Here is a 24,296-nt window from a genome sequence, read left to right on the forward strand (position 1 = left end):
GCTCCTGGTAGGAGCCGGCCTTGCCGGCGAGGGGTATCAGCCCTTCACATTCCCCGGCAGCGCCGGCAGCTTGCTCAGGTGCAACGCCACCAGCAGTGCGATCACCAGCAGGCTGCCGATGAACAGCCCGATGCCGTTCCACCCACCGTAATGCCAGAACACCCCGCCTGCCGTGCCCGCCACGCTCGACCCCGCGTAATAGCTGAACAGATACAGCGAAGAGGCCTGCCCTTTGGCCGTGAGCGCACGCCGGCCGATCCAGCTGCTGGCCACCGAATGCGCGCCAAAGAAGCCGAAGGTGAACACCAGCATGCCGACGATCACCAGCACCAGGGGCGAGAACAGCGTCAGCAGCAACCCACCGAACATCAGCAGGATGCTCATCCAGAACACCTTGCGCCGCCCCAGCTTGTCCGACAGTGCGCCGATCTGCGCCGAGCTGTAGATGCCTGCCAGGTACACCACCGACAGCAGCCCCACCAGCGCCTGGCTCATGTGGTACGGCTCGGCGAGCAGCCGGTAGCCGATGTAGTTGAACAGCGTGACGAAGGCGCCCATCAGCAGAAACGCTTCCAGAAACAGCCACGGCAGCCCGGCGTCGCGAAAGTGCTGGGTGAAGCCGTTCAGCAGGCTGCGCGGGTTCATCGAGCGTGCACTGAAGTTGCGCGACTCGGGCAGGATCCTCCAGAACACTGCCGCCGCGACCAGTGCCAGGCCGCCGATCACCAGCATCGCGGTGTGCCAGCTGACGAAGTCGATCAGTACCCCGGTGATCAGGCGCCCGCTCATGCCGCCGATGGCGTTGCCGCCGATGTACAGCCCCATGGCCAGGCCGATGTGCTGCGGATGAATCTCTTCGCTCAGGTAGGTCATGGCCACCGCCGCCAGCCCGCTCAGCGACAGGCCCACCAGGGCACGCATGGCCAGCACGCCGTGCCAGCTGGGCATCAATGCGCTGGCGATGGTGCACAGCGCGGCGCAGAACAGGGCTAACACCATCACCGGCTTGCGCCCGACGCGGTCGGAAATCGGCCCGGTCACCAGCAGCCCGAACGCCAGCAGGCCGGTCGACACCGACAGCACCAGGCTGCTCTGGGCGGCATTGATGGAGAACTCGTGGGACAGCAGCGGCATCATCGGCTGCACGCAGTACAGCAGGGCGAAGGTGGCAAAGCCGCCACAGAACAATGCCAGCACCGTGCGCATGAACGCAGGGGTGCCTTTCTCGATCCAGCTTTCGTTCAGGGGGGCGGCGGTGTTCGCCGGGGCAGGGGGCAGCTCATGGGCAACAGCAGTTTTCACGGGGACCTCGAAAGGGGCACGGCCTCGCAGGCAGTGAAAAAAGCATATAGCTGGCTATTGATCTTTTCCAATATATTGTTCGACCTGTTTAAGAGGTTTTACGACCTATTGGAGTTGCCATGGAACTGCGCCACCTTCGCTACTTCATCGCCGTGGCCGAAGAGCTGCATTTTGGCCGTGCCGCACAACAACTGGGCATCTCTCAACCGCCGCTGAGCCAGCAGATCCAGGCCCTGGAGCAGGAGCTGGGTGCACGCCTGTTCGAGCGTACCAACCGACGGGTGGCGCTCAGCGAAGCCGGCCGGCTGTTTCTCGACGAGGCGCGCCAGGTGCTGGCGCAGGTCGACAAGGCCGCCGACGTGGCGCGGCGTGCCCAGCTCGGCGAGCTGGGCGAGATGAAGATCGGCTTCACCTCCTCGGCGCCGTTCAACTCCAGCATCCCCAAGGCCATCAATGCGTTTCGCCAGCGCTTCCCGGCGGTGCACCTGAACCTCAAGGAAATGAGCAGCCGCGACGTGGTGGATGCCTTGCTCGACGAGTCCATCGAGGTCGGCCTGATGCGCCCGATGAGCGTGCCCGATGGCGTGGTGATCACCGAACTGTTCCGCGAGCCGCTGGTGGCGGTGCTCAATGCCGCGCACCCGCTGGCCCAGGGCAACGAGCAGGGCCTGCCGCTGGCGGCCCTGGCCCAGGAGCCGTTCGTGTTCTTCCCGCGCAGCTACGGCAGCGGCCTGCACGCGCAGTTGCTCAGCCTGGCGCGCTCGGCCGGCTTCAGCCCGCACTTTGCCCAGGAGGCAGGCGAGGCCATGACCATCATCGGCCTGGTATCGGCGGGGCTTGGGGTGTCGGTGCTGCCGGCGTCGTTCAAGCGCATGCGCATCGACGGGGTGGTGTACCGCACCTTGCTCGACGCCGACGCGGTGACAGCGGTATGGCTGGCGCAGCGGCGCGAGGACGTGTCGGCGATGGCCCGGGCGTTCACCGAACTGTTGATCCGCCAGGCCCAGACGCAGGGCTGAAAGGCACTGGCTAAACCGGCGCAACCCTCACATACTCGGTAGTTCCTTTCACATGGAGGTCTGTTCATGCGGCGCGTGGTGTTCAATCAGAAAGGTGGCGTGGGCAAGTCGAGCATTGCCTGCAACCTGGCGGCCGTCAGTGCCAACGAAGGCTATCGAACCCTGTTGATCGACCTGGACGCCCAGGCCAACTCGACCCAGTACCTCACCGGCCTGACCGGCGAGGACATTCCCATGGGCATTGCCGACTTCTTCAAACAGACCCTGTCCTCGGGGCCGTTCGCCAAGAAGAACAAGGTCGACATCTATGAAACCCCGTTCGACAACCTGCATGTGGTGACCGCCACGGCAGAGCTGGCCGACCTGCAGCCCAAGCTCGAGGCCAAGCACAAGATCAACAAACTGCGAAAGCTGCTGGACGAGCTCTCCGACGATTACGACCGCATCTACCTGGACACCCCGCCTGCGCTGAACTTCTATGCGGTTTCAGCGTTGATCGCCGCTGATCGCGTATTGATCCCCTTCGACTGCGACAGCTTCTCGCGTCAGGCGCTGTACGGCCTGCTGGCCGAGATCGAAGAGCTCAAGGAAGACCACAACGAGGGCCTGGAAGTCGAGGGCATCGTGGTCAACCAGTTCCAGGCGCGGGCCAGCCTGCCGCAGCAGATGCTCGACGAACTGATTGCCGAAGGCTTGCCGGTGCTGCCGGTGTACCTCAACAGCTCGGTGAAGATGCGCGAGTCCCACCAGGCCAGCCTGCCGCTGATTCACCTGGAACCGCGGCACAAGCTGACCCAGCAGTTCGTCGAACTGCATACGCTGCTGGAAAACGCCTAGACCCCCTGGCTGCGCAGCCATTCCAGCAGTTGCTGGAGTGGGAAGGCGCCGCTCTGGCGCGCCACTTCGCGGCCGTTCTTGAACAGGATCAGGCTGGGGATGGAGCGTATGCCCAGTTGCCCGGCCAGTTGCTGATTGGCTTCGCTGTCGAGCTTGGCCAGGCGGCAGCGTCCGGCCAGTTGGCCGGCGGCCTGTTCGAAGACCGGGCCGAACGCCTTGCAGGGCCCGCACCAGTCGGCCCACACATCGATCAGCAATGGCAGGTCGCCCTTGATCTGGCTGGCGTAGTCGCCCTGTTTCAATTCGAATGGCTTGTGCAACAGCACCTCACCCTTGCAGCGCCCGCACTTGGGTGCGTCCCTCAGGCGTGCGGCGGGGATGCGGTTGAGGCCGTTGCAGTGGGGGCAGGGGATGTGGAGGGGGTCGGTCATGGTGGGAGTCCGGATGCGTCAGGTGATGTTGGGTATCTGGAGGTGATGAGGGTGGATTGCAAGGTGCCATAGCCTGCCAGATAAGCCAGCGATGCTGGCGAAGAGGCTGTAATGGTTTAGCATGCGGCCTTTCTGAACAGGCCAGGGACAGACCGATGGATTGCCAGCATTCACCGCACATTCGTGTATTCGTCGACAGAAAGAAGAACGGAGAACCGGTGTTCGAAAGCGTGCCGGTGCGCGAAGTGGGCGAACATACCTATGAACTGCTGTCGTCGCCGGGGCTGGCGCTGAACATGGCGCGCGGCGACATCATCTGCACGGCCATCCCCGATCAGCATGTCGAGGTGGTGCGCCGGGGTGGCAATTTTTGCATTCATATCTACGCCAACGAGTTGCCCCAGGATGCCGTCGACACGCTGGAAAGCGAGGTGCAGACGTTGCTGGGCGGCACGCTGGATGGTCGCTACAAAGGCAACCTGACGCTGGCAGTGCCGGCGAGCAATGGGTTCGAGGCGATTCGCCCGGTGTTCGACCGGTTTCGGGAGGCGACGGGGGTGCAGTGGTATTACGCCAACATCTACCAGAACCTCGATGACGACGAGGATGAGACGTTGCTGAACTGGTGGGTCGACAACTGAAGCTGCGAGCGCTGCGCGCTCTATCGCGGGTCAAGCCCGCTCCCACAAGAACACCGCAGTACCTGTGGGAGCGGGCTTGACCCGCGAAGCAGGCGCTGCGATCTCAGGATGAACAACTGATCTCCAGATGCTTGCCCCACTCGGGTGGGCGTTCGGCATAGGCCTGCATCCCCGGCTGTTCCTCGAACGGCCGTGTCAGCACCTGGTGCAGGCGTCGCACTTCCTCGTAATCCCCGCCTTCAGCCGCCTCGATGGCACGCTGCGCCAGGTAGTTGCGCAGAATGTACAGCGGGTTCACCGCGTGCATCCGCGCGCGCCGGCCTTCGGCATTGCCCGGCTCCTGGCCCAGGCGCGCCAGGTACTCCACCGCCCAGGCATCGAACCCGGCCAGGTCGACGAAATCGTCGCGCACCACCCGCACGGCCTGCGCCGCCGGCTGATCACCCAGCTTGCGGAAGAACAGCGTGTAGTCCACAGCGCCCTTGTTCATCAGCCCCAGCAAGCGCTCGACCAGCGCCGAATCGTCATCGCGCGCCTCGGTCAGCCCCAGGCGTCGACGCATCAGGTCCAGGTAATGGGCCTGGTACAACGGCAGGAACAGCCCCAGCGTTTCCTTCAGCGCCTCGACGCTGATGAACGGCGTCAGCGCCTGGGCCAGCGCGCTCAGGTTCCAGTGTGCGATCGGCACCTGGTTGCTGAAGCTGTAGCGCCCCTGGTCGTCGGAATGGTTGCAGATGAAGCCGGCATCGAAGTCGTCGAGGAAGGCAAACGGCCCGAAGTCGAAGGTGATGCCCAGGATCGACATGTTGTCGGTGTTCATCACCCCGTGGCAGAAACCATAGGCCTGCCAGCGCGCAATCAGCTCGGCATTGCGTTCGACGATGGTACGGAACATTGCCAGGTACGGCTCGGGCTGCTCGCGGCACTCGGCAAAGTGCAGGTTGAGCACGTGCTCGGCCAGCTCGCGCTGCTGCTCGGGTTGGCGGGTGTAGTAGAAGTATTCGAAGTGGCCAAAGCGCACATGGCTGGGCGCCAGACGCAGCACCATCGCCGCGCGCTCCTGGGTATCGCGCCACACCGGCGTGCTCGAGCCGATCACGCACAGCGCGCGGCTGCTGGGGATGCCCAGCGCGTGCAGGGCCTCGGAGGCGAGGAACTCGCGGATCGACGAGCGCAGCACCGCACGGCCATCGCCCATGCGTGAATACGGCGTCTGCCCGGCACCCTTGAGGTGCAGGTCCCAGTGCTCGCCGGCATCGTTGTACACCTCGCCCAGCAACAGCCCGCGACCGTCACCCAGGCGCGGATTGTACGAACCGAACTGATGCCCCGAATACACCATCGCCCGCGGCTCGGCCTCGGCCCACAGCTTGTGTCCGCTGAACAGCTCGGCGAACACCGGGGAATGCGCCTCGGTAGGGTCCAGGTCGAGCAGTGCCATGGCCGCGTCGCTGGCCACGACCAGGCGCGGCTCGGCAATCGGCTCGGGCAGCACGTGGGTGGAGAACGCATCTCCCAGGCGGGCGAAGCGGTTGTCGAAGGTCAGTTCGTCGAGGGATTTCAACGGCCATCTCCTGGCGCATCGGTGGGGGGCTCGGGCAGCACGGTCTTGTTCGGCGCTTCGACCGGTACCATCTTGTACTCCTGGCCCTGCATGTTCTTCAGGTACACCTCCATCTGGCGGAACGAGATGTTGATGTGCTGGCGCTTGAATTCCTTGTTGATGTAGCGGTTGATCTCGTCCAGTACCGGGTTGCGGTCGCCCAGGTCACGCACGTGCATGCGCAGTTCGTGGTCCAGGGTACTCTCGCCGAAGTTCAGGAAGTACACGATCGGTGCCGGCTCCTTGAGCACCCGCGGGTTCTCGTTGGCTGCCTGCAGCAGCAGGGTGCGTACCAGGTCCAGGTCCGAGCCGTAGTCCACGCCCAGCTTGAGGGTGACGCGGGTGATGGTGTCGGTCAGCGACCAGTTGATCAACTGGCCGGTGATGAAGGTCTTGTTGGGGACGATGATGTCCTTGCGGTCGAAGTCGGTGATGGTGGTGGCGCGGATGCGGATCTTGCTCACCGTGCCCGACAGGTTGCCGATGGTGATGGTGTCGCCGATGCGCACCGGGCGCTCGAACAGGATCATGATGCCGGAGATGAAGTTGGCGAAGATCTCCTGCATGCCGAAGCCCAGGCCCACCGACAGCGCCGCCACCAGCCATTGCAGCTTGTCCCAGCTGACGCCGAGGGTCGACAGCGTGGTGACGAAGCCCACCCCGGCAATCACGTACGACAGCAACGTGGTGGTCGCATACGCGCTGCCCTGGGCCAGGTTCAGGCGTGACAGCACAAGCACCTCGAGCAGCCCCGGCAGGTTGCCGGCCAGGGCGAAGGTGATGCCGATGATCACCAGTGCCCCGAGCAGGTCGCCCAGGCTGATCGGCACCATGCTCATGGCCGCGCCGCTGCCGCTGGTGTACTCGTACAGGGTGATGTTGTCGAGATAGGCGAACACGCTGATCAGGTCGGCCCACACCCAGTACAGCGCGGCGATGAAGCCGCCCAGCAGGGCCAGGCGGATCAGGCGCAGCGACTGCTGGTTGACCTGCTCGATGTCCAGGGTCGGCTCCTCGACGATCACCTCGCCATCGAGCCCTTCCTTGGTGGCCTGGCGCTTGCTCAGTGCGCGCTGGTAGGCCAGGCGCCGGGCGGCCACGGCCAGGCCGCGCACGAAGGCTGCCTCGATCACCAGCCAGAACATCAGCAGGTACAGGGTGTCGATCAGGCGGTCGGTGAGCTTGAGTGCGGTGTAGTAGTAGCCAAAGCACACGGCAATGAACAGCGCCACCGGAAGCGCCGTGAACGCCACGCCCACGGCCTTGCGAAACAGCGAGGTATTGCGGTGCGCGGGGCTGCTCAGCAGCAGGCGGCTGAGCAGCCAGGCCATCAGTGCGTAACAGGTCAGTACTACACCGATGCCGAGCACGTCGTCGGCCAGCGCCGAGGGCTGGTGCTCGGCCACCGCCACCACGCCGACCAGCGCCAGTACCACGCTGCCCAGGCGGCGGATCCAGCCGCGCAAGAACTCGACCTGGGCCTTCTCCCAGCGAAAGTGCAGCTCGGCCACGCCGCCGGGCGCCAGAATCCGGTAGGCGGTGTAGAACACCAGCCAGGCCTGGGCGATCTGCCACAGCGCGGCGCCCAGGTTGGCGTTCTGGCCGCGGGCGTCGATCTGCAGCGCATAGCCGCACAGCGCCAGGCCCAGGCTCAGCGGCATCGCCAGCAGGATATTGATCAGAATGGCCTGGGGCGTGTGCCACTGGCTGTCACGCTTGAAGTGGCCCACATCCTGGTGAACCTTGTTCAGCCGCGCATACAGGTACTTGCGCCGCCACAGCAGGGCGCCGATCAGCAACAGCAGCGGCAGGAACAGCAGCGGGCGCTGCGTCAGGCCGTCGGCCAGTTCGTTGATGCCCGACCCCCACGGCAGGCTCACCACCTGCTTTTGCAGGCGTTCGGGCACGCTGCGCAGCCATTCGAAGTCCAGCGGCTTGTTGCTGGGGATCCAGAACATCTGTTCGTCGAGGGTGCCGCGCAGGTTCTGTGCGGTGCTCAGCAGCTGCTTCTGGTTCAGTTGCAGGGTGATGGATTCGTTGAGCAGGGCGCTCAGCTCGCGGTTGAGCCGCTCCAGCAAATCGCTGCGGGTGATCGCCACCTCCAGCAGGGCCTTGCGCAACTGTGGGGTGACGCTGTCGGGCGGCTGGGTGGCCAGCAGCTTGTCGACGTAGCTGCTGGGGCTGCTGATCTGCTCGCGCTGCTGGTTGACCTCGAACTGGTACAGGCGAATGTCGGCGATCTGGTCGGCCAGGTCGCGATCGACCTTCAGGTGCGGCAGGGCCTGCTTCTGCTTGTAGAGGATCTTGGACAGCAACAGGCTGCCCTTGAGCACGCTGATCTGTTCGTCCAGTGCCTGGTCGGCCTGGGTCAGGCTGTCGAGCTGCTGCTTGGTCTGCAGGTTCTGCTGGGTCAGCTCGTTGAGGCGGTCGGTGCTGCGCAGCAGGTAGTCGGACAGCTTCAGGTTGGTGGCGCTTTCGGTGGCCAGCACGCTGCTGCCGCCGGCCTTCTGTGCCTCGATGGACTGTTCGGTGACGGTCTGCTGCGACTGCGCCAGGCGCTTCTGGTTGATCAGCGTCTGCAGGTCCTGGATCTCCTGCTCAAGGCGTGTGGCGCGCTCGATCAGCAGGTCGTGCTGGCTGTTGCCCAGGTCTTGCAGCAGGCTGTTGCCGGCCAGTTCCTGGCGGCGCAGCAGGGTCAGCGCGTTGAGCGAGGCGAGTTCGGCATTGAGCTGGTTGCGCTGGTCGGCCGAGAGGCTCTTGCCGTTGTCCTTGCCCAGCTTGAGGATGCTGTTGATCTGCTGGGTGCGGGTCTGGTTGCTGCTGATCTCGGCCTGGGCGCGCTCGGGGCGGGTCTGGGAGTTGATGATCAGGCTGTTGGCTTCGGACAGCGCCTTCTGCAGCTCGCCCTGCTGGGTGGTGCGCTCGGACAGCAACTGCTCCAGCTGCGGCACGCCCATGCTGGCGTAGCGCTGCGCCACGGGCAGGGTCTTGGTGTCCTTGAGCCGGGTCAGCTCGCGCTGGTTTTCGCTGGTCTGGCGCGGGGCGTCGGCCAGTTGCTGCTTGAGCGCGGCCAGGCGCTTGTCGTAGTCGTCGCGCGAGGCCAGCAGGCCAAGGGTCTGCTCCAGCACTTGCTGCAGGGCCTTCTGGTCGGCCTCCGGCAGCTTGCGCTCGGCGATCTTGTCCAGGCTGTGCTGGACGCTTGCCGTGGTGGGGGGTTCCGCCGCCTGGGCGAAGGAGAGGGACAGGCACAGCCCGAGCAGGGCTGCGCTAACAACAGTGCGCAGGGACATAGGCAGACGTCGTAGAACCGGGCAGAGAATCGAAGTTTAAAGGAACAACCCGGGGCCGGGTCGAGAACCTTCGGGGAATTTGATACCCACTTTGAGGATCTTGTTCCCTTCCATCAGCGCAACGGTCCACAGGGTGTTGTTCCATTCGATCTGGTCGCCCACCACCGGTGCGCCGCCGACCTTCTGCTCGATGAAGTGCGCCAGCGGCTGGTGCGGGTCCTGGCCGTCGAGCTGCAAACCGTACAACGCCGCTACAGCCCCCAGTTCTGCGTCACCTTCGAGCACGAAGTCGCCGAAGAAACGCAGGTCCAGGCCGCGTTGCGGCGCCTGGCTGAACAGCTTGCCCAGCGCCGGCAGGTTGTGTTCGTGGCCGATCACGCACAGCAGGTCGCCAACTTCGAGGGTGGTACTTCCCGACGGATGGAGCAGTTGCTGGCCGCGAAACAGGGCAGCGATACGCGTGCCTTCGGGCATTTTCAGCTCGCGCAGGGCGGCACCGATGCACCACTTCTCCGCACCCAGGCGATACACGAACAGCTCCCACTCGCTGGTGATGTGCACTTCCAGGGCCGAGCGCGAGATCGGCGCCGGGTCGGGCGGCACGGTCACCTTGAGCAGGCGCGCCACCCACGGCAGGCTGGTGCCCTGCACCAGCAGCGACACCAGTACGATGAAGAAGGCCAGGTTGAAGTACAGCTGGGCATGCGGCAGCCCGGCCATCAGCGGGAACACCGCAAGGATGATCGGCACCGCGCCGCGCAGGCCGACCCACGAGATGAACACCTTTTCGCGGCCATGGAAGGCCTTGAATGGCAGCAGGCCGATCATCACCGACAGCGGCCGCGCGAACAGGATCATCCACAGCGCCAGGCCCAGGGCCGGCAGCGCGATGGGTAGCAGGTCGTGGGGCGTGACCAGCAGGCCCAGCACCAGGAACATGCCGATCTGGGCCAGCCAGGCCATGCCGTCGAGCATGTGCAGGATGCCGTGGCGGCTGCGGATCGGCCGGTTGCCCAGTACCAGGCCACACAGGTACACGGCCAGGAAGCCGCTGCCGTGCAGGGCGTTGGTGAGCGCGAACACCACCAGGCCGCCGCTGATCACCAGGATCGGGTACAGGCCGCCGGCCAGGTTCATGCGGTTGACCAGCTGCAGCATCAGCCAGCCGCCGCCCAGGCCCAGCAGGCTGCCGATGCCGAATTCGCGCACCAGGTGGCCGAGCAGGCCCCAGTGCAGGCCGTTCTGGCCGCTGGCGATCATCTCGATCAGGGTCACGGTGAGGAACACCGCCATCGGGTCGTTGCTGCCCGACTCGATTTCCAGGGTGGCCGTCACCCGCTCGTTGAGGCCCTTGCCGCCCAGCAGCGAGAACACCGCGGCGGCGTCGGTGGAGCCGACGATGGCGCCGATCAGCAGGCCCTGCATCAGGCTCAGGTCGAACAGCCAGGCGGCGGCCAGGCCGGTGAGGCCGGTGGTGATCATCACCCCCACCGTGGCCAGCGAGAGTGCCGGCCACAGGGCCACGCGGAAACTCGAGACGCGGGTGCGCAGGCCGCCGTCGAGCAGGATCACGGCCAGTGCCAGGTTGCCCACCAGGTAGGCGGTCGGGTAGTTGTTGAAGATGATGCCGCCGCCGTCGACGCCGGCAACCATGCCCACTGCCAGGATGATCACCAGGATCGGGATGCCCAGGCGCGAGGAGAGTGAACTGACCAGGATACTTGCACCTACCAGCAATGCGCCGATCAAGAACAGGCTATTGATGGTGGACGCATCCAAAGGCAGTACTCCAGGGGGGATTGCAGAAAGAGGCGCGACTTGCTTTTTGCCTGACTTCAGCTAGCAGGTCGCGTGCCAAGGATTCTAACCTGTGAGGTTGGCGGGCTGTAAAGCGATTATCGCGGGCACAAAAAAAGCACCGCAGGGGTGCTTGATCTGCTGTGAATGTACCGCCCCCATCGCGGGTCAAGCCCGCTCCCACAAGGATCACATTGGTCTCTGTGGGAGCGGGCTTGACCCGCGATGGGGGTAGCAGGGTCTTAAGCCTGCGGCACCTCACGCATCGGCTTGCCCTTCACCGGTGCACCATTGGCCACATAGTACTTGGCCGTGCTGCGCGGCAATGGCTGGCGGCCACGGATCTTGTCGGCGATCTTCTCGGCCATCATGATCGTCGGCGCGTTCAGGTTGCCGGTGGTGATGATCGGCATGATCGAGGCATCCACCACGCGCAGGCCCTGCATGCCATGCACGCGGCCCTGGCCGTCGACCACCGCCATCTCGTCGATGCCCATCTTGCACGAGCACGATGGGTGGAACGCGGTCTCGGCGTGCTCGCGGATGAATGTGTCCAGCTGCTCGTCGGTCTGCACGTCGGCACCGGGGCTGATCTCGCGGCCACGGTAGGCGTCCAGCGCCGGCTGCGCCATGATCTCGCGGGTCAGGCGGATACCGTCACGGAACTCCTGCCAGTCCTGCTCGGTGGCCATGTAGTTGAACAGGATGCTCGGGTGCTGGCGCGGGTCCTTGGACTTGAGCTGGATACGCCCGCGGCTAGGCGAACGCATCGAGCCCATGTGCGCCTGGAAGCCGTGTTCCTGCACGCCGTTGCTGCCGTTGTAATTGATCGCCACCGGCAGGAAGTGGTACTGGATGTTCGGCCATTCGAATTCCGGGCGCGAGCGGATGAAGCCGCCGGCCTCGAACTGGTTGCTGGCGCCGATGCCGGTGCCCGCGAACAGCCACTGTGCACCGATGGCCGGCTGGTTGTACCAGAGCAGCGACGGGTACAGCGACACCGGCTGGGTGCAGGCGTACTGCAGGTACAGTTCGAGGTGATCCTGCAGGTTCTCGCCCACGCCCGGCAGGTCGTGCACCACAGGGATGTTCAGGCTTTCGAGCAGGGCCGCCGGGCCCACGCCGGAGCGCTGCAGCAACTGTGGCGAGGCGATGGCGCCGCTGCACACGATGACTTCCTTGCGGGCACGGGCTTCGACGCGCTCTTCGCTGGCGCCCACCAGGTAGGTCACGCCCACGGCGCGCTTGCCTTCGAACAGCACGCGGTCGCTCAGGGCATGGGTGACGATGGTCAGGGTCGAGCGTTTTTTGGCGGTGTCCAGGTAGCCGCGGGCGGTGCTGGCGCGACGGCCCTTGGGCGTCACGGTGCGGTCCATCGGGCCGAAGCCTTCCTGCTGGTAGCCGTTCAGGTCTTCGGTGCGCGGGTAACCGGCCTGCACGCCGGCTTCGACCATGGCGTGGAACAGGGGGTTGTTGCCGGCTTTTGGCGTGGTGACGCTCACCGGGCCTTCGCCGCCATGGTAGTCGTTGGGGCCGATGTCACGGGTTTCGGCCTTGCGGAAGTACGGCAGGCAGTCCAGGTAAGACCAGTCTTCCAGGCCTGGCAGCTTGGCCCAGCCGTCGTAGTCCATGGCGTTGCCGCGGATGTAGCACATGCCGTTGATCAGCGAGGAGCCGCCCAGGCCCTTGCCGCGGCCACATTCCATGCGGCGGCCGTCCATGTGCGGCTCCGGGTCGGTCTCGTAGGCCCAGTTGTAGCGTCGGCCCTGCAACGGGAAGGCCAGTGCGGCCGGCATCTGGGTGCGGAAGTCGAAGCGGTAGTCCGGGCCGCCGGCTTCCAGCAGCAATACGGTGACGCCTTCGTCTTCGGTCAGGCGGGTCGCCAGGGTGTTACCGGCCGAGCCGGCCCCGACGATGATGTAGTCAAAAACGTGGGACATGTTGCGTACCCTCATAGGCAGTGAGCAGGGGAGCGGGGGAGGCGCCCGGACCTGGCGGCCCGGGCGCGGCTACACGGGTGCTTAGAACACCGAGGCGTAGTTGCCCAGCTCGACCTGTACCGACTTGATCCGCGTGTACTGGGCCAGCGAGCTGACACCGTTTTCACGGCCGACACCGGATTGCTTGTAGCCACCGACCGGCATCTCGGCCGGCGATTCGCCCCAGGCGTTGATCCAGCAGATGCCCGCTTCCAGCTGATGGATGATGCGGTGCGCGCGGCTGATGTCGTTGGTGCAGACACCGGCGGCCAGGCCGTAGTCGGTGTCGTTGGCGCGACGGATGACTTCTTCTTCGGTCTCGTAGGAGAGGATGCTCATCACCGGGCCGAAGATCTCTTCCTTGACGATGGTCATGTCGTCACGGCAGTCGGTGAAGACAGTCGGGGCCACGAAGGCGCCCTTGGCGAACTCGCCGTCGGTCAGACGCTCGCCGCCACACAGTACGCGGGCACCTTCTTGCTTGCCCTTGGCGATGTAGCCCAGCACGCTTTCCATGTGGGCGAAGCTGACCAGCGGGCCGAAGTTGGTGTTCTCGTCCTGCGGGTTGCCGATGCGGATGCGCGCCACGCGCTCGGCGATCTTGGCTTCGAAGGCGGCTTTGAGCGAGGCCGGGATGAACACGCGGGTGCCGTTGGTGCACACCTGGCCCGAGCTGTAGAAGTTGGCCATCATCGCGATGTCGGCGGCGCGGTCCAGGTCGGCGTCTTCACAGATGATCAGCGGCGACTTGCCGCCCAGCTCCATGGTGACTTCCTTGAGCGAGGAGCTCGAGGCGCTGGCCATGACCTTCTTGCCGGTGGCGGTGCCGCCGGTGAACGAGACCTTCTCGATGCGCGGGTGTTCGGTGAGGTAGGTGCCGACGTCGCGGCCGCTGCCGGTCAGTACGTTGAACACGCCGTCCGGCAGGCCGGCTTCGGTGTAGATCTCGGCCAGTTTCAGGGTGGTCAGCGAGGTGACTTCCGAGGGCTTGAAGATCATCGCGTTGCCGGCGGCCAGGGCCGGGGCGGATTTCCACAGGGCGATCTGGATCGGGTAGTTCCAGGCGCCGATACCCACGGTCACGCCCAGCGGCTCGCGACGGGTGTACACGAACGAGCTGTCGCGCAGCGGGATCTGCTCGCCTTCGATGGCCGGCACCAGGCCTGCGTAGTATTCGAGCACGTCGGCACCGGTGACGATGTCGACGTAGCGGGTTTCGGAGTAGGACTTGCCGGTGTCCAGGGTTTCCAGTGCAGCCAGCTCGTCGTTGCGCTCGCGCAGGATGTCGACGGCGCGGCGCAGGATGCGCGAACGCTGCATGGCGGTCATGGCCGCCCAGACTTTCTGGCCGCGCTCGGCGCTTTCCACTGCGCGCTCCACGTCGGCCTGGTTGGCACGTTGCACCTGGGCGAGGACTTCGCCGTTGGCCGGGTTGATGGCGTCGAAGGTGGCGCCGCTGGAAGCGTCGACATAACCACCGTCAATGTAGAGTTTTTGCGTTTCGAAACGGGCCATAGTGTCCTCGCAAGTGCAGTGTGTGTCGGCTATCCGCGCTGTGCTCCTGCTTGTTTGGCACTCGCGACGCGCAGTGGTTCAGAGGCCGGGTCCTGTAGAGCCGGGCTGCTCTGTTTAGCCAGTTGTGAATCCATGTATTCGTAAGCGATCTGCTGCGCCTGGTCGGTATCGAAGGCATCTCCCGACAGCGCGCCGCGCAGCCACAGCCCGTCGATCAGGGCAGCCAGCCCGCGGGCCGCGCTGCGGGCTTCGGGCAGCGGCAACACACGGCGGAACTGGCAGCACAGGTTGGAATACAAGCGGTGATCGTTGATCCGCTGCAACCGGTGCAAAGACGGCTGGTGCATGCTGGCGGCCCAGAAGGCCAACCAGGTTTTCATTGCCGGGCCGTTGACCTGACTGGCGTCGAAGTTGCCCTCGACGATCACCTTCAGGTGGGCGCGCGGGGTGTCCTCCGTGAGCGCCTGGCGACGTGCCGCGACGTTGTCGATCAGCACGTTCATCAAGTACCGCATGGTCGCTGCGATCAGGCCGTTCTTGTCCTGGAAGTAGTGACTGATGATGCCGTTCGACACACCGGCCAAACGGGCGATCAGCGCAATGCTGGCGTCCCCCATGCCGACCTGGTCTACCGCCATCAACGTGGCTTCGATCAACTGCTGGCGGCGAATGGGTTGCATACCGACCTTGGGCATCTGGCAAATCTCCTCAGGCCTTCGGGCAGACGACAGGCGGCTGACTCGGCGAAGACCAGTCTATTTTGTTTTGATTGAACGTTCAATCAACAAAGAATAAGCTCTGCGACAATTCGCGCCATTGACAGGTTTTTGTGGCCCGTCACTGACGCCGATTGGCACCCTAAAAAGACGTGTAACCCCCGTAATGCAAGGCGTGCACGGGTTTAAACGAAACGTTGATCAGAATTGCCCAGCGGTGTCGCACCGTTCGGCGGGCCCTCGGATCGGGACCCTTTTTCTGTTTTTTTCAACGCAATCGGTTTGGGATCACGGTTTTTCAAGGTGCTTTTATAACACCTGACGCAGTGGGGCTATTGCACCAATTGCGCGGGTGACGGGTCGTTTCGTGTTTTCTCTCGCACTGCCTGGAGCATCTGTGCAATGAGTTCTGCCTCCCTGATAAAGACCCCTGCCGAGAGGGTCCGGGTCAACAGCGTGGTGTTCTACACCACGGCGCTGCTGATCCTGTTGTTGACTGCCTTGCTGATCGCCGCCCCGGACACGGCCGGTCAAATTCTCGGCCAGGCCCAAGCCTGGCTGTCGCGCAGCTTCGGCTGGTACTACATGCTGGTGATCGGCGGCTACCTGCTGTTCGTCATCGGACTGGCGTTTTCCTCCTACGGCAAGCTCAAGCTTGGCGGCAAGGACGACAAGCCCGACTTCAGCTACGGTGCCTGGGCCGGCATGCTGTTCTCCTCCGGTATCGGTATCTCGCTGCTGTACTTTGGCGCGTCCGAACCGCTGGACCACTACTTCAACCCGCCTGCCGGTGCGCCGGCCAGCCTGGAGGCCGCACGCCAGGGCATGCAGTTGACCTTCCTGCACTGGGGCCTGCACGGCTGGGCGATCTATGCGCTGGTGGGCCTGGCCGTGGCCTACTTCGCCTACCGCCACAACCAGCCACTGGCCTTGCGTTCGGCGCTGTACCCGCTGGTGGGTGAGCGCTGGGTCAAGGGGGCTGCCGGGCACACCGTGGACATCTTCGGCATGTTCGTGACCCTGCTGGGCCTGGTGACCAACCTGGGCATCGGTGCGATGCAGGTGTCCTCGGGCCTGGAGTACCTGTTCGGCATGCAGCACAGCAACACCAACCTGCTGATGGTGATCCTGGTGATGAGCACCGTGGCCACGATCGCGGCGGTGTCGGGCGTGGAGAACGGCATTCGCCGCCTGTCCAACCTGAACATCCTGCTGTTCAGCGGCCTGCTGCTGTTCGTGCTGCTGTTCGGTGACACCCTGCACCTGCTCAACGGGTTCGTGCAGAACATCGGCGACTACCTCAACGGCGTGATCCTCAAGACCTTCGACCTCTACGTGTACGAAGGCAACAACGCCAGGTCCGAAGGCTGGCTGGGCCTGTGGACCCTGTTCTACTGGGCCTGGTGGATTTCCTGGGCCCCGTTCGTGGGCATGTTCATCGCGCGTATCTCCCGTGGCCGCACCGTGCGCGAGCTGGTGGCCGGCGTGCTGCTGATTCCGCTGGGCTTTACCCTGGCGTGGCTGTCGATCTTCGGCAACACCGCGCTGGACCTGGTGATCAACCACGGTGCGGTGGAGCTTGGGCGCACGGCGGTGGAACAACCGGCGATGTCGATCTACCAGCTGCTGGAGCACTTCCCGGCGGCCAAGATCGTGGTTGGTGTGGCGGTGTTCGTCGGCTTCGTGCTGTTCCTCACCCCGGCTGACTCGGGCGCGGTGATGATGGCCAACCTGTCGTGCAAGGGCGGCGACGTGGACGAGGATGCCCCGCACTGGCTGCGTATCCTGTGGTCGGCGATCATCACCCTGGTGACCATCGGGCTGTTGCTGGTGGGCAACTTCCAGGCCATGCAGACCATGGTGGTATTGGCCGGGCTGCCGTTCTCGGTGGTGCTGGTGGTGTTCATGTTCGGCCTGTTCAAGGCCATGAAGCAGGACACCCAGGTCGAGCAGGAGCAGGCCGAACTGGCGGCGCGTGGCCGTCGTGGCTTCAGCGAGCGCCTCACCCAGCTGGACCTGCAGCCGACCCAGGCGATGGTGCAGCGCTTCATGGACAAGCAGGTGAGCCCGGCGCTGAAAGAGGCGGCGGTGCAGTTGCAGGGCATGGGCCTGCAGGTGCAGAGCCGCGTCGGCCAGTCGCGCGAGGCGATGGGCTTGCGCATCGAGATGGAGGAGGGCAACCCGTTCGTCTACGAAGTGAGCCTGGACGGCTACCTGGCGGCGCCGAGCGAAGCGCCGGCGCAGGGTGAAGGCGACGTGCGCCAGCGTTACTACCGGGCCGAGGTGTACCTGCACAACGGCAGCCAGGAGTACGACCTGATGGGCTTTACCGTCGAGCAGATCACCCGCGACGTGCTGGATCAGTTCGAGAGCCATCGCCAGTTGCTGGGGCGTGTGTACAGCTGATGGCAGATAGCTGAATGAAGAAGGGCCCTGCCGGTGACGGCAGGGCCTTTTTTTTGCTGACAATGCGTTGGCGTTCTACAGCGCTGACGAACGATAAATAAATTAAAAGGTTCGCTGGCTGGCGACCAAGGAAGCACGAAAAAGTCGATTCTCGACTTTTAACAACTGCGCAACTTCTTGCACAGTGCTGCGCAAGAAGTTGCGCACTTTTTCGGGTTTTGCCTTTCCCAAGGCCAGCGGGTTAAAACGTGCAGCGGGTACAGTTGCACTGGGAACAGCAGAAAGTATTAGGGTTGCAGGATTCGATGTAATCAGTGATCCGACGAATAAATTTCCCAATCATGCGAGAATTATTCATCTGGATGGAAGGGATGGATTTAGTGACTAAAATTTAGTCGGTCTATCAAATGCGCTGGGGGATGAAACGAGATGTCAATAACTGAAGAGCTGTTTTACTTATTTGATAAAGATGATAAGTGCTTGGGGCAGATCATATTGCAGGTTGGTGACAACCCCAAAAAGCAAGGGAGGTTCTCTCCAGTCAAAGAGTTCTCGAGGTACCGGAATTTGTTCAAAGAGCTTGAAAGTGCGGCAAATGCTATGCTGTTTAGTCATGTAGACGAAATAGAAGAAAAAAACGCCTTGCTAGGTTTCTACGTCAAATCAGAGGGGTCGGAAATTAAACTAAAAATAAAAGGGCTTCAAATAATGAGGGGGTGGGCAATTTTTGAAGTTGGACAGGCACTTTAAAGTCGATAAGTAAAGTTGCACTTAAATAAAGTGTTTTTTGGCTCTAAAGTAATTGTATGCGTTTAGGCCTCTACAAGAAGGCCCCTTCGGATGCCAGAGACGTGTACTTATGCTCCAAGCTGACAGCCCATGCTGAATGACCGGTATGGCAGTGAATAAAGTTCTACCTCTTCGCGCCGGGCCGTGGCATCACTCCGCTGGAACGAACCCTGTTATTAAATTCTTGGTGAAAACAATGTTGAGAGCTACATTTTTCGAAATATTTAATATTTTTTTGGATAAATTAACATTTGAGGATTTAGAGATTCTTGGGCTGCCTGATATGGAGCGCTCCACCCTAGAGGACTACGGGTATGAATTGGTGGGTGATAAGTCAGACTGTCACGCTTACGAAAAAGAAATTATTGTGCCTCATAGAAATACTGGGCTTAGTCTGATGCACAAGTTGTATTTTTTTGCAGATGAATCTGTCGGCACTGGATTGGGTGTTGAGCCGAAGGTTAGATTAACCACGCTGCTGAAAGCGTATTGGGATTATCGAGACTTACGGGGCGGATCGCTCGATAATATAAGTTTTTATTTCTGGGATGGTAATGATGAGGGCGCTGTTGTGTTTGAGGAAAACATAGTGGTCAGATTTGGTTTTCGCCAGAACAGGGGTGCATACTTGATTGATAATGTGGAAAGTGGTCTGGATAGAGTTGGTAGTGTTCCTGGTGTTTCAGTAAGAAACGTAAAAAAATACATGAATTCGTTTGAGCTGGATTGTGCTATCAGTAGGCGTGAGGTAAGTAAATATCCTTATGCATTTTCAAGGTTAGTTGGCTTTTTGTGCAAAAATAGCAGGAGGTTTTAATATGCCCCTATAAAAATAGAAGTGTGAGTCTTGTGTGTAAGCTCTGTTTTTATGGAAGCAGAGTTTTCGGAAGCGGGCTAAGTATTGAATTGTCATTAATTGGGAAATCGCACCCTTTACTACGCCCCCACAGCGTCAATACGAGAATTACGCCCCCCATGACCGCCCCACCATAAGCGGCTGTCAGCATGAGAATAGACAGTTTTTACTTTCAAACTTGAAAACCCTGCCCCACAGTTCAAACTTGCCAGAAAAAGAATTCATATCGACGTCTTGCCCTCACGGCCCCCTCGCTGGCAAGTCATGCGCTGACCTTGCCGGCGAAGAAGCCATCCGCTTCACCCCAGATTCTTGCCCAACAACGCGTGATACAGCTCGCTGTCGCCCAATATCCCCACCACTTGATTCCCCTCCTGCAACACCAGCTTGTTCCCCGTCTGATACCGAATCTGCAACGCCTCGCGCATACCGATATTGGCATTCACCAGCGTCGGCTTGCGCTCCAGCCCCTCCACCGCCTCGCCGGGCGCCCAGTTCTGCAAGGCCATGCCGTTGACGCCCTGGCGCGCGCCCCTGATGGTGTTGCCCTCGGCCAGGTCCAGCCAAGAATCACCACCCGGGTCCAGGCATACCGAACCGTTGATGCGCTTGCACTTGTCCAGTGTGCGCATCAGGCTGCGCCCGCACAGCACGTTGAGCGGGTTGGTATGCGCGACGAAGGTACGCACATACTCGTCTGCCGGGTTGAGCACGATCTCCTCGGGCTTGCTGTACTGGATGATGCGCCCGTCCTTCATGATCGCGATGCGGCTGCCGAGCTTTAGGGCCTCGTCCAGGTCATGGCTGACGAACACGATGGTCTTGGCCAGCTTGCGTTGCAGCTCAAGCAGCTCGTCCTGCAGGCCCTGGCGGATCAGCGGGTCGAGCGCCGAGAACGGTTCGTCCATCAGCAGGATGTCGGCGTCCATCGCCAGCGCCCGGGCCAGGCCCACGCGCTGCTGCATGCCGCCCGACAGCTCGTCGGGCTTCTTGTTGCGCCACTGGGTCAGGCCCACCAGCTCGAGCTTCTCGTCCACCAGCTTGCGCCGCTCCTTCTCGGGCCGGCCCTGCATCTCCAGGCCGAAACTGATGTTCTCGCGTACCGTCAGCCAGGGCATCAGGGCGAACTTCTGGAACACCATGGCGATACGCTGGGTGCGCATCATCTTCAGCTCGGCCGGGGTGCAGTGGGCAATGTCGATCTGTGCGCCTTCATGCTCGACGAACAGCTTGCCGCGGCTCACCGTGTTCAGGCCGTTGATGCAGCGCAGCAGGCTCGACTTGCCTGAACCCGACAGGCCCATCAGCACGCAGATCTCGCCCTTGTTGATGTCCAGGCTGGCTTTCTCGACGCCGACCACCAGGCCGGTCTTCTTCAGGATCTGTTCACGCGTGAGGCCCTGGTCCAGCAGGCTGAGCGCCTCACGCGGGTGGCGCGAGAAGATCACGTCGACCTCTTCGAAGCGAATGATGCTCATGCTTCACTCCTTGCCGGTGCGTCCGGTTGCTTGCAGATACGGTCGAGCATGATCGCCAGCAGCACGATCGCCAGCCCCGCCTCGAAGCCCAGCGCGATATCGGCGGTGTTGAGTGCGTTGACCACCGGTTTGCCCAGACCGTCGGCGCCCACCAGCGCGGCGATCACCACCATCGACAGCGACAGCATGATGCACTGGGTGACCCCCGCCGCGATGCTGGGCATGGCATGCGGCAGCTCGATGCGCGAGAGCAGCTGGCGCCGCGAGCAGCCGAACGCCTTGCCGGCATCCAGCAGTTCCTGCGGCACGTCGCGGATGCCCAGGTAGGTCAGGCGGATGGGCGCGGCAATCGCGAACACCACCGTCGAGATCAGCCCCGGCACCACGCCCAGGCCGAACAGGGTCAGGGTCGGGATCAGGTACACGAACGTGGGCACCGTCTGCATCAGGTCGAGTACCGGGCGCATGGCGGTGTAGAACATCGGCTTGTGCGCCGCCAGGATGCCCAGCGGCACGCCGATGGCCACGCACACGAAGGTGGCGAACAGCACCTGGGCCAGGGTTTCCATGGTTTCCTGCCAGTAGCCGAGGTTGAGAATCAGCAGGAACGACAGCGCGCAGAACACGGTGAGCGCCCATTTGCGCTGGATCAGGTGAGCGATCAGGGCCACCAGGGCAATCAGGACGAATGGGTTGAACCAGGTCAGCGCCCCGGTCACCCCGTGAATCATGAACTCCAGCGCCTCGGCGAAGGCGTCGAAGTAGTTGGCGCCGTGTTGCGTCAACCACTCGACGAAGGCCGCGATGTGCTGGCCCAGGGGTATTTTTTGATCGATCAGCATGATAGCGAGCGTCCACCTGCAAGGGATTGGAAACAACCCGCGCCGGGCAATCGCCCCCCGGCGCGGGGCGTGCTTACTGCGTCAGCTTGGCCTTGGCCGCCTCCAGGCCCGGTTTGCCATCCACGGTGGTCACGCCGGCCAGCCAGGTGTCGAGCACCTGCGGGTTCTGCTTGAGCCAGGCCTTGGCGGCGGCGTCGGGCTTGACCTTGTCGTCGAGCACCTTGCCCATCAGGGTGCTTTCCATGTCCAGGGTGAAGGAAAGGTTCTTGAGCAACTGGCCGACGTTGCTGCACTCCTGGCTGTAGCCCTTGCGCGTGTTGGTGAGCACGGTGGCCTTGCCGTAGTCGGGGCCGAAGAAGTCGTCGCCGCCTTCGAGGTATTTCATCTTGAAGCGCGTGTTCATCGGGTGCGGTTCCCAGCCGAGGAACACCACGTCGGTGCCACGGCGCTGGGCACGGTCGACTTGCGCGAGCATGCCGGCCTCGCTCGACTCCACCACCTTGAAGCCGGCGTCCTTCAAGCCGAAGGCATTCCTGTCGATCATGCTCTGGATGGTGCGGTTGCCGTCGTTGCCCGGCTCGATGCCGTAGATCTTGCCGTCCAGCTCCTTCTTGAATTTCGCGATGTCGGCGAAGTTCTTCAGGCCCTTGTCATACAGCGCCTGGGGCACGGCCAGGGTGTACTTGGCATTCTCCAGGTTGGCACGCACGGTCTCGACGGTGCCGGCATCGCGGTACGGCTTGATGTCGTTTTCCATGGTCGGCATCCAGTTGCCGAGGAACACGTCCATGTTCTTGCCGTCGGCCAGCGACTTGTAGGTCACCGGTACCGAGATCATGGTGGTGCGGGTCTTGTAGCCGAGCGCTTGGAGCACCGCACTGGTGACTGCAGTGGTCACGGTGATGTCGGTCCAGCCGACGTCGGAGAAGTTGACGGTGTGGCACTGCTCGGGCTCCACGGCCTGGGCCAGCGCCGGCAGGCTCAGCAGCGCGGCCAGCAACAGCGGGGGTGAACCTTTCATGGTGGACTCCTGGTTTTTTTCGGATGTCCCACGGGACAGGGGCCGTGCAATCGAGTCGGTACCGATCATCTAACAGCGAAAATCAAACGCCTACCGGGTGCGTCGTATCCAGTACAGGCAGGGTCGCATCCAGTGCCAATGAGGTCGCTTACAGTGTCGTCGGCCTCGAAAAACGCGGTTCTGGCGCATGTGCACCGCAAAAAAACGGCGCAGGTCCTGCCCTGGCAACGGGCGGCGCTGCTGGACAAGAGCGCGTCGGTTGCAGACGTCGTGGTCGCTGACAAAAGCCTGATGATGCGCGAAACCGGCGGATTGCCGCCTTTTCAGCGTAGCAGCCAGAGGTACGCGGCATGGCCATCAGTGTGTTCGACCTGTTCAAGATCGGTGTCGGCCCTTCAAGCTCGCACACCGTCGGCCCGATGCGCGCCGCGGCGCTGTTCGTGCAGGGGCTGCGCGAGCGCAACCTGCTGGCTCGGGTGCGGCGTATCGAGGTGCGCCTGTACGGCTCGCTGTCGGCCACCGGCATCGGTCACGGCAGTGACAACGCGGTGATCATGGGCCTGATGGGCGAATGGCCGGACGCCATCGACCCGGCGCAGATCGCCCCGCGCATCGCCACGCTGCGCGAAACCGACAGCCTGCTGCTGGACGGACGCTGGCCAGTCGGCTTCGTCTGGGCCCGCGACATGCGCCTGCTGGACGAGAACCTGCCGTACCACCCCAACGCCCTGACCCTGATCGCCGAGGGCGAGCAGGGCGAGCTGCACCGCGATACCTACTACTCGGTGGGCGGCGGCTTCGTGGTGGACGCGGCGCAGGCGGCCAGCGGTGTGCTGGACGCCGACACCACCGTGCTGCCCTACGACTTCAACAGTGCCGTGGAACTGCTGGATTTGTGCCGGCAGCACGACCTGCGCGTGTCGCAACTGATGCTGGAGAACGAAAAGGTGTGGCGCAGCGAGGCTGAAATCCGTGCCGGGCTCATGACCCTGTGGCGGGCCATGCAGGCCTGTGTCGAAAACGGCCTGCGCCACGAGGGCATCCTGCCGGGCGGGCTCAATGTGCGCCGCCGCGCGGCACGCCTGCACCGCAGCCTGCAGGAGCTGGGCAAGCCCAACGTGATCGGCTCCACCCTCAGTGCCATGGAGTGGGTCAACCTGTATGCGCTGGCGGTCAACGAGGAAAACGCCGCAGGCGGGCGCATGGTCACCGCCCCCACCAACGGCGCGGCAGGCATCATCCCGGCGGTGCTGCACTACTACATGCGCTTCAGCGACGAGGTCAGCGAAGCCAGCGTGGTGGACTTCTTTCTGGGCGCGGCGGCGGTGGGCATCCTGTGCAAGAAGAACGCGTCGATCTCCGGCGCCGAAGTCGGCTGCCAGGGCGAGGTCGGCTCGGCCTGCGCAATGGCGGCGGCGGGCCTGGCCGAAGTGCTCGGGGCCACCCCGGCGCAACTGGAGAACGCCGCCGAGATCGGCCTGGAACACAACCTGGGGCTGACCTGCGATCCGGTTGGCGGGCTGGTGCAGGTGCCGTGCATCGAGCGCAACGCGATTGCCGCGGTCAAGGCGATCAACGCCGCGCAGATGGCCTTGCGCGGTGACGGCGAGCACTTCATCTCCCTCGACCGGGTGATCCGCACCATGCGCGACACCGGCGCCGACATGCACGACAAGTACAAGGAAACCTCTCGCGGCGGGCTGGCGGTGAACGCCATCGAATGCTGAGGCGTGGCTGCGCCGTTTTGGACCATCGCTTTGAGCGTGCGCTGCGT

18 protein-coding genes are annotated in these 24,296 nt (G+C 63.1%); 7 read left to right on the top strand and 11 right to left on the bottom strand.

The genetic code is table 11. The features are described 5' to 3' along the window. Positions 1–36 precede the first annotated feature (36 nt). Positions 37–1,206, bottom strand: a complete 1,170-nt coding sequence (locus QMX96_RS21655; protein ID WP_282362391.1) for an MFS transporter — start codon at positions 1,204–1,206, stop codon at positions 37–39. 215 nt (positions 1,207–1,421) lie between these two features. On the opposite strand from QMX96_RS21655, the gene QMX96_RS21660 reads away from it, so the two are divergent. Together QMX96_RS21660 and QMX96_RS21665 are read left to right on the top strand one after the other, a co-directional pair. Continuing rightward, on the top strand, positions 1,422–2,321 hold the full coding sequence (locus tag QMX96_RS21660) for a LysR family transcriptional regulator (protein WP_054915554.1): 900 nt from the start codon (positions 1,422–1,424) through the stop codon (positions 2,319–2,321). A gap of 66 nt (positions 2,322–2,387) precedes the next feature. After that, on the top strand, positions 2,388–3,158 hold the full coding sequence (locus QMX96_RS21665; RefSeq protein WP_043859929.1) for a ParA family protein: 771 nt from the start codon (positions 2,388–2,390) through the stop codon (positions 3,156–3,158). On the opposite strand, the gene trxC is transcribed toward QMX96_RS21665, so the two are convergent. Next, on the bottom strand, positions 3,155–3,589 hold the full coding sequence (trxC, locus tag QMX96_RS21670) for a thioredoxin TrxC (protein WP_054915555.1): 435 nt from the start codon (positions 3,587–3,589) through the stop codon (positions 3,155–3,157). The two genes, QMX96_RS21665 and trxC, sit on opposite strands and share 4 nt — an antisense overlap. A gap of 155 nt (positions 3,590–3,744) precedes the next feature. Between trxC and QMX96_RS21675 the strand changes: the two genes are divergently transcribed. Then, on the top strand, positions 3,745–4,230 hold the full coding sequence (locus QMX96_RS21675; RefSeq protein ID WP_043860375.1) for a DUF4265 domain-containing protein: 486 nt from the start codon (positions 3,745–3,747) through the stop codon (positions 4,228–4,230). 103 nt (positions 4,231–4,333) lie between these two features. On the opposite strand, the gene selO is transcribed toward QMX96_RS21675, so the two are convergent. The 6 genes from selO to betI form a co-directional block, all read right to left on the bottom strand. Further along, positions 4,334–5,794: a protein adenylyltransferase SelO gene (selO, locus tag QMX96_RS21680; RefSeq protein WP_282362380.1), complete on the bottom strand. Its 1,461-nt coding sequence runs from the start codon at positions 5,792–5,794 to the stop codon at positions 4,334–4,336. After that, the gene (gene mscK / locus QMX96_RS21685; protein WP_282362382.1) at positions 5,791–9,123 is read right to left on the bottom strand and encodes a mechanosensitive channel MscK; all 3,333 of its coding nucleotides are present in this window, start codon (positions 9,121–9,123) and stop codon (positions 5,791–5,793) included. The genes selO and mscK overlap by 4 nt, the downstream gene beginning before the upstream one ends. Positions 9,124–9,159: 36 nt before the next feature. Next, entirely contained in the window at positions 9,160–10,902 is a 1,743-nt protein-coding gene (locus QMX96_RS21690; RefSeq protein ID WP_043860372.1) for a potassium/proton antiporter, read from the bottom strand. Between the two features lie 260 nt (positions 10,903–11,162). Further along, positions 11,163–12,860, bottom strand: coding sequence for a choline dehydrogenase (gene betA / locus QMX96_RS21695; protein WP_043860371.1), 1,698 nt, complete (start codon positions 12,858–12,860; stop codon positions 11,163–11,165). Positions 12,861–12,941: 81 nt separating this feature from the next. Continuing rightward, entirely contained in the window at positions 12,942–14,414 is a 1,473-nt protein-coding gene (betB, locus tag QMX96_RS21700; protein WP_043860370.1) for a betaine-aldehyde dehydrogenase, read from the bottom strand. A 29-nt stretch (positions 14,415–14,443) separates the two neighbouring features. Next, on the bottom strand, positions 14,444–15,109 hold the full coding sequence (gene betI, locus QMX96_RS21705; RefSeq protein WP_043860369.1) for a transcriptional regulator BetI: 666 nt from the start codon (positions 15,107–15,109) through the stop codon (positions 14,444–14,446). Positions 15,110–15,532: 423 nt separating this feature from the next. Here betI and betT point away from each other — a divergent pair, with 423 nt between their 5' ends. The 3 genes from betT to QMX96_RS21720 all read left to right on the top strand — a co-directional run bounded on the left by betT (position 15,533) and on the right by QMX96_RS21720 (position 19,142). Next, the gene (betT, locus tag QMX96_RS21710; protein WP_054915558.1) at positions 15,533–17,536 is read left to right on the top strand and encodes a choline BCCT transporter BetT; all 2,004 of its coding nucleotides are present in this window, start codon (positions 15,533–15,535) and stop codon (positions 17,534–17,536) included. 429 nt (positions 17,537–17,965) lie between these two features. After that, positions 17,966–18,286, top strand: a complete 321-nt coding sequence (locus tag QMX96_RS21715) for a hypothetical protein (RefSeq protein ID WP_282362384.1) — start codon at positions 17,966–17,968, stop codon at positions 18,284–18,286. Positions 18,287–18,431: 145 nt separating this feature from the next. Continuing rightward, positions 18,432–19,142 carry a hypothetical protein gene (locus QMX96_RS21720; RefSeq protein WP_282362385.1) on the top strand — a complete coding sequence of 237 codons (711 nt, stop codon included), beginning with the start codon at positions 18,432–18,434 and terminating at the stop codon, positions 19,140–19,142. 338 nt (positions 19,143–19,480) lie between these two features. Here the strand turns inward: QMX96_RS21720 and choV are convergent, their stop codons facing one another. The 3 genes from choV to QMX96_RS21735 form a co-directional block, all read right to left on the bottom strand. Continuing rightward, complete coding sequence (gene choV, locus QMX96_RS21725; RefSeq protein ID WP_043860366.1) at positions 19,481–20,659, bottom strand: choline ABC transporter ATP-binding protein; 1,179 nt, start codon at positions 20,657–20,659, stop codon at positions 19,481–19,483. Then, the gene (choW, locus tag QMX96_RS21730) at positions 20,656–21,504 is read right to left on the bottom strand and encodes a choline ABC transporter permease subunit (RefSeq protein ID WP_173925098.1); all 849 of its coding nucleotides are present in this window, start codon (positions 21,502–21,504) and stop codon (positions 20,656–20,658) included. The genes choV and choW overlap by 4 nt, the downstream gene beginning before the upstream one ends. 70 nt (positions 21,505–21,574) lie before the next feature. Continuing rightward, positions 21,575–22,522, bottom strand: a complete 948-nt coding sequence (locus tag QMX96_RS21735; protein ID WP_058541799.1) for a choline ABC transporter substrate-binding protein — start codon at positions 22,520–22,522, stop codon at positions 21,575–21,577. Between the two features lie 350 nt (positions 22,523–22,872). On the opposite strand from QMX96_RS21735, the gene QMX96_RS21740 reads away from it, so the two are divergent. After that, positions 22,873–24,249, top strand: coding sequence for an L-serine ammonia-lyase (locus QMX96_RS21740; protein ID WP_054916697.1), 1,377 nt, complete (start codon positions 22,873–22,875; stop codon positions 24,247–24,249). Positions 24,250–24,296: the final 47 nt, after the last annotated feature.

Source organism: Pseudomonas sp. PS01300, assembly GCF_029960155.1.
Classification (GTDB): domain Bacteria; phylum Pseudomonadota; class Gammaproteobacteria; order Pseudomonadales; family Pseudomonadaceae; genus Aquipseudomonas; species Aquipseudomonas palmensis.

Excerpts from the sequence above, each read along its gene's own strand:
- mscK (WP_282362382.1), bottom strand. The coding sequence starts at position 9,123 with ATGTCCCTGCGCACTGTTGTTAGCGCAGCCCTGCTCGGGCTGTGCCTG.
- QMX96_RS21655 (WP_282362391.1), bottom strand. The coding sequence starts at position 1,206 with ATGCGCACGGTGCTGGCATTGTTCTGTGGCGGCTTTGCCACCTTCGCC.
- betT (WP_054915558.1), top strand. The coding sequence starts at position 15,533 with ATGAGTTCTGCCTCCCTGATAAAGACCCCTGCCGAGAGGGTCCGGGTC.
- QMX96_RS21740 (WP_054916697.1), top strand. The coding sequence starts at position 22,873 with ATGGCCATCAGTGTGTTCGACCTGTTCAAGATCGGTGTCGGCCCTTCA.
- QMX96_RS21675 (WP_043860375.1), top strand. The coding sequence starts at position 3,745 with ATGGATTGCCAGCATTCACCGCACATTCGTGTATTCGTCGACAGAAAG.
- choV (WP_043860366.1), bottom strand. The coding sequence starts at position 20,659 with ATGAGCATCATTCGCTTCGAAGAGGTCGACGTGATCTTCTCGCGCCAC.
- betB (WP_043860370.1), bottom strand. The coding sequence starts at position 14,414 with ATGGCCCGTTTCGAAACGCAAAAACTCTACATTGACGGTGGTTATGTC.
- QMX96_RS21665 (WP_043859929.1), top strand. The coding sequence starts at position 2,388 with ATGCGGCGCGTGGTGTTCAATCAGAAAGGTGGCGTGGGCAAGTCGAGC.
- trxC (WP_054915555.1), bottom strand. The coding sequence starts at position 3,589 with ATGACCGACCCCCTCCACATCCCCTGCCCCCACTGCAACGGCCTCAAC.
- QMX96_RS21720 (WP_282362385.1), top strand. The coding sequence starts at position 18,432 with ATGGCAGTGAATAAAGTTCTACCTCTTCGCGCCGGGCCGTGGCATCAC.
- QMX96_RS21735 (WP_058541799.1), bottom strand. The coding sequence starts at position 22,522 with ATGAAAGGTTCACCCCCGCTGTTGCTGGCCGCGCTGCTGAGCCTGCCG.
- QMX96_RS21715 (WP_282362384.1), top strand. The coding sequence starts at position 17,966 with ATGTCAATAACTGAAGAGCTGTTTTACTTATTTGATAAAGATGATAAG.
- betA (WP_043860371.1), bottom strand. The coding sequence starts at position 12,860 with ATGTCCCACGTTTTTGACTACATCATCGTCGGGGCCGGCTCGGCCGGT.
- betI (WP_043860369.1), bottom strand. The coding sequence starts at position 15,109 with ATGCCCAAGGTCGGTATGCAACCCATTCGCCGCCAGCAGTTGATCGAA.
- QMX96_RS21660 (WP_054915554.1), top strand. The coding sequence starts at position 1,422 with ATGGAACTGCGCCACCTTCGCTACTTCATCGCCGTGGCCGAAGAGCTG.